This is a genomic window from Streptomyces sp. NPDC054840 (assembly GCF_053611065.1).
Map to the genome: position 1 here is coordinate 1 of NZ_JBSGZP010000313.1, position 8201 is coordinate 8201.

Genomic DNA, 8201 nt, shown 5'->3' on the forward strand with positions numbered 1-8201 from the left:
TCCGGGCCGAGCGCGTGGACCGTCACCTGCTCGATCTGGCGACCGGGATCCTGGTCGCCCAGCTGTCCTCGCCCCCCGCGGCGGCGGCCGACCATCTGAGCCGTCTGGCCGCGAGCACGGGCGTGAGTGCGCCCGATGTCGCCGCGGACATCGTGAACGCGGCCGCCGGGTCCACCGCCGCTGCCCCCGGCCCGCCGGTCGCCGAACCCCACCCGGCGACGGGGCGCCGGCTACGGCGGACCGATGCGGCCCTGGGCGTGGCCTCGGCCGCAGGCCAGGCGGCCGAAGCGCTGCTGCACGGCGGTCTGAGCCACCTCGGCGTACCAGCGGTGTGGCTGTGGCGGAGAACCGCCACGGACTGCCTGGAGCTGGTCGCGCACGCCGGGGGGAACGCCTTGCAGTCCGCGCACTGGCAGTGGCTGCCCGCCCACATGGAGGGCGCCCTGCGCAGCGCACTGGATACGGGTGAGCCCGGTTGGCTGCCCCACGGACCACCGCACGGAGATCCGCTGCCCGGCCCCGTGCCCGATGCCGGGCGCGCCGTTCTGCCCCTACGGGCCCGGGGAACGGTGGTCGGCGTCCTGCTGGCCGTCTGGCCGGGGCCGGTGGCTTTCGACCCGCCCATGCGCAAGGCCGTGGAGGCGGTCGCCGAGAACGCGGTGAGGGTGCTGGACGCCGCGCCGGACGCGGACGGCTTCAGCGGCCCGCTGATGCTCCGGGTCCTGCTGGACTGCCTCACCGACGCGGCGCTCGCGCTCAACCGCACCGAGGGGCCGGACGGCCCCGACTGGCTCATCGCCCATGCCAACCCAGCCGCGGCGCGGCAGCTCGCCGGCGTGCCGAGCCCCGCCGGGCGCCACCTGGCCGAGGTGCTGCCCACGCACTGCACGGACCTGGTGCGCCTGATCGACGAGGCACGGACGACAGCCGTTCCGTGCCGGGTGGACCGGATGGCGGACAAGGGCACCGGGGCGCTGATCGACGTACGGGCACTGCCACTCGGTCCGGGGCGGGCCGTGGTCCTCTGGCACACCTCCGACGACCCCGGGCTGCTGCTGCCCTCGGTGCTGGACCGGCTGGACCACCTGGCCCTGTTCGAGGACGATCTCGTCAGCGGGGTGTCGCGGTGGGGCGAGCGCGCGTACTCGATCTTCGGAATGGAACGGGGCGGCCCCGGCGTCCCGCTCCGCGACCTGATGTCCAGGACCCACCGGGACGACACGGGACAACTGGCCGCGCTCCTGGAGGCGCTGACCGTACGTCAGGAAGGCGCGCACACCCTGATCCGGGTGCTCCGGGACGACGGCGGAATGCGCCACGTCCGGATCAGCGCGGAACCGCTCCTGAAAGGGTCCGTCACCGTGGCGATCACCGGGATCTTCCAGGACGTCTCCGCCCAGCACCGGACCGAGCTGGCCCTCGGCGTCACCTATGACCAGCTCACCGCCGCGCAGGCGCAGGCCGCGCTGCGCCACCAGTTCGTCCTCCAGCTCCAGAAGGCCATCCTGCCCGAGGTACCGGCCTCGATCAGGCTCCCCGGGCTCCTCGTCACCGCTCGCTACCGGCCCGCCGCCCAGGACTACCGGGTGGGCGGCGACTGGTACGAGGTGCTGCCGCTGCCCGGGGACCGGGTGATGCTGGTGGTCGGCGACATCGCCGGGCACGGGGTCGGCGCGGCGACCACCATGGTGGCGCTGCGCAACGCCCTGCGGGGGCTGGCCTTCACCGGCGGCTCCGCCGGGCAGCTGATGGGCTGGCTCAACAGGGTGGCGTTCGCCGACCCGCGGCAGTCCACGGCCACCGCGGTCTGCGCCCACTACGACCCGCACGGCCGGATCCTGCGGTGGTCCAGCGCCGGCCATCTGCCGCTGATCCTGCTCAGGGAGGGCCGGGCGGTGCTGCTCGACACTCCCCGGGACGTGCTGTTGGGCGCGTTGCCCTCGGTCGTCTACACGGAGCGGGTGACTCCGCTGCGAGCCGGGGACCTGCTGGTCTTCTACACCGACGGGCTCGTCGAGCGACGCCACAGCTCGCTGGACGACGGGATGGAGCGTCTGACACGGGTCGTGGAGAGGCATGCGGGCGCCGAGCTCGACGCCATGGCCGACAGACTGCTGGCCGAGGTGCGGGGGGACACGGACGACGACACGAGCCTGGTCCTCGTCCAAATCCTGCAATAGAGGAAAGAAGAGGGGACGGGGTCACGTCAGCCAGGTGTGGATGCGCGCGGCCAGGTCGTCGGCGTCGACCGGCTTGGTGACGTAGTCGTCGGCTCCGGCGGCCAGCGCCTTCTCGCGGTCGCCGGGCATGGCCTGCGCGGTGACGGCGACGATCGGGACGTTCGTGTACCCGGGCAGCGCGCGGATGGCGGCAGTGGTGGCGTAGCCGTCCATGCCCGCCATCATCACGTCCATCAGGACGAGGTCCACGTCGTCCCGCCCGGCCAGGAGCTCCAGGCCGGTGCGGCCGTCCTCGGCCCGCAGCACCCGCATGCCCTCGCGCCGGAGGATCTCCGTGAGCGCGAAGACGTTGCGGGCGTCGTCGTCCACGACGAGGACGGTGGGGCCGGGTGCCGCCGCGGTTTCGTCGGGAGGTTGACCGGCCGGTACGGAGCCTTGGACCACGTCGGCGGGCGGATGCGGCAGAGGGCCGGGAGCCGCCGCGCCGGCCGGCGGGGCGTCGGGGGAAGCCGTGCCGGAGACCCCCGACGGCGCCGCGGACCGCAGCGCGGCCTGCTCCGGCGTCCGGATCGGAAGGAAGAGGATGAACACGCTGCCTTCCCCCGGCGTGGACCGTGCTTCGATCAGGCCGCCCAGCAGGTGGGCCACCTCTCTGCTGATGGACAGGCCCAGCCCGGTGCCCCCGTAGTGGCGGCTGGTGGTGCCGTCGCCCTGCTGGAAGGCGTTGAACACGGTCTCCAGCCGATCTTCTGGTATGCCGATGCCCGTATCGGAGACCCGGAAGGCCGCGACGGGCCTGTCGCCCTGGCCCAGCGCGGGCGGCAGCTCGGTCGCGGTCGCCCGGTCCACCCGGAGCTCCACGTGCCCCTGCTCGGTGAACTTCACCGCGTTGGCGACCAGATTGCGCAGGACCTGCCTCAGCCGGGCCTGGTCGGTGAACAGTTCGTCGGGCAACCCACCCCCGGTGACGACCCGCAACTCCAGCTCGCGGGCGGCCGCGACGGGCCGGAAGGTGGCGTCGAGGGAGGACAGGAGCTGCTGGAGCGGGAAGACCTCGGGGTGCAGGTCCATCTTGCCCGCCTCGACCTTCGACAGGTCGAGGATGTCATTGATCAGCTGGAGCAGGTCGGAGCCGGCGGAGTGGATGACCTCGGCGTAGTCGACCTGCTTGTCGGTCAGGTTCCCGTCCGGGTTGCGTGACAGCAACTGGGCCAGGATCAGCAGGCTGTTGAGCGGAGTGCGCAGTTCGTGGCTCATGTTGGCCAGGAACTCCGACTTGTACATGGAGGTCCGCGACAGCTGCTGGGCGCGTACCTCCAGTTCCCGCCTCGCCTGTTCGATCTCCAGGTTCTTGCGCTCGATGTCCCGGTTCCGATCGGCCAGCAGGGCCGCCTTCTCCTCCAGCTCGGCATTGGAACGCTGCAGTTCGCCCTGTCGGGACTGGAGTTCCTGGGACTGGGAACTCAGTTCGGCAGTCAGGCTCTGCGACCGCTCCAGCAGCTCGTCTGTACGGGCGTTGGCGATCAGCGCGCTGACGCTCACGCCGAGGGCTTCGATGAAATGGTCGAGGAAGTCCCGGTGGATGGGGCTGAACGGGGCGAGCGAGGCCAGTTCGACAGCGCCGAGCGCCTGGCCCTCCACCACGATGGGCAGGACGACGAGGACGGCCGGCTCGGCGGCGCCGGCACCGGAAGCGATGGTGGCGTACCCGGGCGGCACCCGTTCCACGGTGAGGGTGCGGCGACCGCCGGCAGCCTGCCCCACCAGCGACTGGCCGAAGCGGAAACGGCGCGGGGGAGCGGCGGGGTCGTCCGGCATCCCGTAGGCGGCCCGCATGATCAGGTACCTGCCCTCCTGATCGTCCTCGGCGAGGAAGAAGGCGCCGTACTGGGCGTTCACCAGCGGCGGTACCTCGTTCATGATCAGCTGGGCCAGGTCGGTGAGGTCGCGGGTTCCCTGGATCAGAGCCGAGACCCGGGCGAGATTGGTCTTGAGCCAGTCCTGTTCCTGGTTGGCGCGGGTGGTCAGGCGCAGCGACTCGACCATCGCGTTGATGTTGTCCTTCAGATCCCCGACCTCGCCCGGGGCCTCGACCCGGATCGACCGGGTGAGGTCGCCCTCGGCCACGGCACTGGTCACCGCCGCGATGGCGCGCACCTGCCGGGTCAGGTTGCCGGCCAGCTCGTTGACGTTCTCGGTGAGCCGTTTCCAGGTACCGGAGACACCCTCCACCTCTGCCTGGCCGCCCAGCTTGCCCTCGCTGCCGACCTCGCGCGCGACGCGGGTGACCTCGGCGGCGAAGGAGGAGAGCTGGTCGACCATGGTGTTGATGGTGGTCTTGAGCTCCAGGATCTCGCCCCGGGCGGAGACGTCGATCTTGCGCGTGAGATCGCCCTGGGCGACCGCCGTGGTCACCTGGGCGATGTTGCGCACCTGGTTGGTCAGGTTGTCGGCCATGGAGTTGACGTTGTCGGTCAGGTCCTTCCAGGTACCGGAGACGCCCTGCACGGTGGCCTGGCCCCCCAGCTTGCCCTCCGTGCCGACCTCGCGGGCGACGCGTGTGACCTCCTCCGCGAAGGAGGAGAGCCGGTCGACCATCGTGTTGATGGTCTCCTTCAGTTCGAGGATCTCGCCGCTCGCCTCCACCCGGATCTTGCGGGTGAGGTCGCCGCCCGCGACCGCGGTGGCGACCTGGGCGATCGAGCGGACCTGGGAGGTGAGGTTGTCGGCCATGGTGTTGACCCCGGTGGCCAGCTCTTGCCAGATGCCGCTCACCCGGTGTACTTGCGCGTGCCCGCCGAGCAGTCCCTGGCCGCCGACCTCGCGCGCCACCCGGGTCACCTCCGACGTGACCAGGGACAACTGCTCGACCATGCCGTTGTAGACGGTGGCGATCTCGCCCAGGAGCCCTTCCGAGTCGGCCGGCAGCCGGGTGAGGAAGTCTCCGTCGCGGACGGCCGTCAGCCCGTCCAGAAGCCGCCTCAGCGCCTCCTCGCCCAGCTCAGGGCGTTGTCGCGCATCGTCCATGGACGCCTCCGCAACCACTGTGACACGTGGTGCGGCCCGGGACATCCCGGGAGAAGCGACAGGGAACGGTCCGGCAGTGCCGGTCCCCCGGCCGGCAGGCAATCGTCCGGCCAGCCACCAGACGGTCCGTCGCGTCGTCCGTCACCATCCGGTTTGCGACCAACGGGTTCGCCATCGTCATCCGGGAACGCGGACACCCGGGGGGCACGGAACCTCGCACCAGACGCGCTTGCCGTCCGCTCCCGGTTCCGAGCCCCAGTCACGGGCCAGACGTTCCACGATCAGCAGTCCGTGACCGCCCGGCTGCCCCCGGTCGCCCGGCCCGCGTGCGGGCACGCGTACCGGCGGGGCGGGGTTGCCGTCGGTGACCTCGATCCGCAGCCGCTCGGCCGAGCAGTCCAGGACGAGTGCGCGGGGTCCTCCGCCGTGCAGGCAGGCGTTGGCCACCACCTCCGAGACCAGCAGGAGCACGTCCTCGGCGGTCTCGCGTTCGTTCTCTCCTGTCCCGGGGAGCCAGTGCCAGGCCGTCAGTGCCCGGCGGGCGAAGTCGCGGCTGCGCGAGACGACGTCGGTGGCTCCGGCCAGCACCAGGCTCCAGGTCCGGTCTGACGGCCCGGGCAGCTCCATGACGCTCAGGCCCCTCGCCCGCGTGTCGTCCTCAGGGCTTCCCCGACATCGGGATGGACGGGGAAGACACCGTCCGCCCCGGTGATCCGGAACATCCGGGCAACGGGTCCGTGCAGGCCGACCAGTTCCAGACTGGCTCCCGCCGCCTGAGCGGCGAGGCGGGTATTCAGCAGCACGTTCAACCCCGTGGAATCACAGAATCCGAGCCCTGCCAGATCGACCAGCAACCGACGCCCCGGGGCGAGTGCCCCGTCGAGCGCTTCCCGCAGCGGCTGCGCGGTGTCGTGGTCCAGTTCCCCCGCGAGCGCGAGGACGACGGCTCCGTCCACGTCCTGGACCCCCACGGTGAAGCGTTCACCCTTCGCTTCCGGGACCATGCGGCACCACCCTTCCGTCGTGCACTGCTGCGCCTGCCCGGGTTCCAGCGCGATATGCCTGTGCGTCCGGTGCGGAAGGGGGAGCGCCTCATGCCACCTCGGCCCGGGGACCCTCGGCGAGCAGTCCCTCCCGCAGCCGGCCCAGGATGCGGGCCAGCAGCCGGGACACGTGCATCTGGGACATGCCCAGGCGCTCGCCGATCTCGGCCTGGGTCAGCTCCTCCCCGAAACGCAGGGCAAGTATCGTCCGGTCCCGTTCGGACAGTTCTCCCACCAGCGGTTTGAGCGATTCCAGGTCCTCGACCGTCTCGTAGCGGCTCTCCTCGACGCCGAGGCTGCGGGCCGACAGGCCGGGGGGCGTGTCGTCTTCCGCCGTCACGGGGACGTCGAGGGACAGGCTGGTGAAGCCGTTGGCCGCGACACGGCCCTCGCAGACCTGCTCCACGGTGATGTCCAGCCGCTCGGCGAGCTCCTGCGCCCGCGGAGCGTGGCCCAGCTCCTGCTCCAGGGCGTCGTTCGCCTTGGCCAGGTCGATGCGCAGCTCCTGGAGCCGGCGCGGTACGCGGACGGCCCAGGTCGTGTCGCGGAAGTACCGCTTGATCTCTCCCACGATGGTGGGCAGGGCGAACGACATGAATTCGAACCCGCGGTCCGGATCGAACCTGTTGATGGCCTTGATCAGGCCGATGGTGCCGACCTGCATGACGTCTTCCCACGGTGCGCCGACGTGGCGGACGCGGGTGGCCGCGTACTTGACCATGCTCAGATTCAGTTCGACCAGGGTGTTCCGCACGTACGAGTACTCTGCGGTCCCCTCGTCCAGCGCGCGCAGGCGCCGGAAGAGCGTGACCGACAGGTCGTGGGCCTCAGCGGTGCTCACGGACTGCGGATCGCGAATCTCGCGAATGTCCCGCTGCGGCGCGGAACCGGCCTCAGTACGGAGAGTGGCAGGCATGTCGCCTCCTCGGGAAGTTCCCTCAAGCCCCATACCCCTCTACCGGCGGCTTGAAGCTGTGCACGCCGTGGTCGTACGTCACTCTTCGTGAGCGCGAGCGCGAGCGCGAGCGGGGGAGGGTGCGGGAGCCGGCATCGGCCCGAACCCGGCGAGCGGTGCGTGGACCGAAGGGCATCCCCGGCTCAAGGGCTGCTCGCGGTCCCCAGGGCGCGATACCGGTCGAACGCCTCACGGGCGTCCGGGACGAACTCGGAGCTGCGGACGAGCTCATCGAGTTCGGGCCCGGTCAGCCAGTCGAACCAGGCCACCTCCCCGGGGTCGGGCCGAACCGGTGTCGTGACCACGGCTTCATGAAGGCCCATCCAGTAAGGGCTGATCGCTCCGGCGCACAGGAATGTGAGCACGAGGCGGGGAGCGGCGTGCACCCCGAGCTCCTCCGCCAGTTCCCTGGCCGCGGCCTGCTCGTAGGACTCGCCGACGCCGACGGCGCCACCGAGCATCCAGTTGAACTGCCCTGGGAAGCGGGAGGCGTCGTCCGGTCGCCGGTGCACCAGGACCCGTCCATCGCCGTCGTGGCACACGATCGTCGCGACGCGGTGCAGCCAGCCCTCCCGAATCGCCTCGGCGCGGTCCACGACCGCCACGACGTGGTCCCGCTCATCGACCTGCTCGACCAGTTCCCCCATGGACACAAGATGGCAGGGGCTGCCCCGGGAGCACCTTCGGATACCCGAGGTCAGGTGCCGGGCCGGACCACCACCGCCACCACCTCGACCGGTGCGCTGTACCGGAAGTGGAGGACGAACGGCACGATGTCGCCCGCCTGCCACCGCATCTCCTTCACCCGGGTCGTGACGCTCAGCTCGAAGGGGGACATGGTGACGGTGCCACCCGCGGGTACCCTCACCGAACCCGTCGTCCGTACGAGATCGGCCCCGAGCCCGGTGCTCTCGCGCCGGCTGAGCAGCGTCTGCTCGGCCCCGGGTGACGTCACCTCGGTCAACTGGTCCTCCGAGCCACCGATGTTGGTGATGT

7 protein-coding genes are annotated in these 8201 nt (G+C 71.1%); 1 reads left to right on the plus strand and 6 read right to left on the minus strand.

Going from position 1 to position 8201, the window contains the following annotated elements; translation table 11 throughout:
• Nucleotides 1–2180 (plus strand): SpoIIE family protein phosphatase (locus ACWGIU_RS21710; RefSeq protein ID WP_453708164.1); only part of this gene is annotated, 2180 nt, incomplete at its 5' end.
• A 21-nt stretch (nt 2181–2201) separates the two neighbouring features.
• Here the strand turns inward: ACWGIU_RS21710 and ACWGIU_RS21715 are convergent.
• The 6 genes from ACWGIU_RS21715 to ACWGIU_RS21740 all read right to left on the minus strand — a co-directional run.
• Nucleotides 2202–5207, minus strand: coding sequence for a HAMP domain-containing protein (locus ACWGIU_RS21715; protein ID WP_453708166.1), 3006 nt, complete (start codon nt 5205–5207; stop codon nt 2202–2204).
• A 177-nt stretch (nt 5208–5384) separates the two neighbouring features.
• Nucleotides 5385–5834 (minus strand): ATP-binding protein, encoded by a 450-nt coding sequence (locus ACWGIU_RS21720; protein ID WP_453708168.1) that lies wholly within the window; start codon nt 5832–5834, stop codon nt 5385–5387.
• 5 nt (nt 5835–5839) lie between these two features.
• Nucleotides 5840–6211 carry an STAS domain-containing protein gene (locus ACWGIU_RS21725; protein WP_453708169.1) on the minus strand — a complete coding sequence of 124 codons (372 nt, stop codon included), beginning with the start codon at nt 6209–6211 and terminating at the stop codon, nt 5840–5842.
• Between the two features lie 88 nt (nt 6212–6299).
• Complete coding sequence (locus tag ACWGIU_RS21730) at nt 6300–7166, minus strand: SigB/SigF/SigG family RNA polymerase sigma factor (RefSeq protein ID WP_453708171.1); 867 nt, start codon at nt 7164–7166, stop codon at nt 6300–6302.
• 182 nt (nt 7167–7348) lie between these two features.
• The gene (locus tag ACWGIU_RS21735) at nt 7349–7852 is read right to left on the minus strand and encodes an NUDIX hydrolase (protein ID WP_453708173.1); all 504 of its coding nucleotides are present in this window, start codon (nt 7850–7852) and stop codon (nt 7349–7351) included.
• A 50-nt stretch (nt 7853–7902) separates the two neighbouring features.
• Nucleotides 7903–8201, minus strand: a 299-nt coding sequence (locus ACWGIU_RS21740) for a copper chaperone PCu(A)C (protein ID WP_453708175.1), incomplete at its 5' end; no start/stop codon positions are given.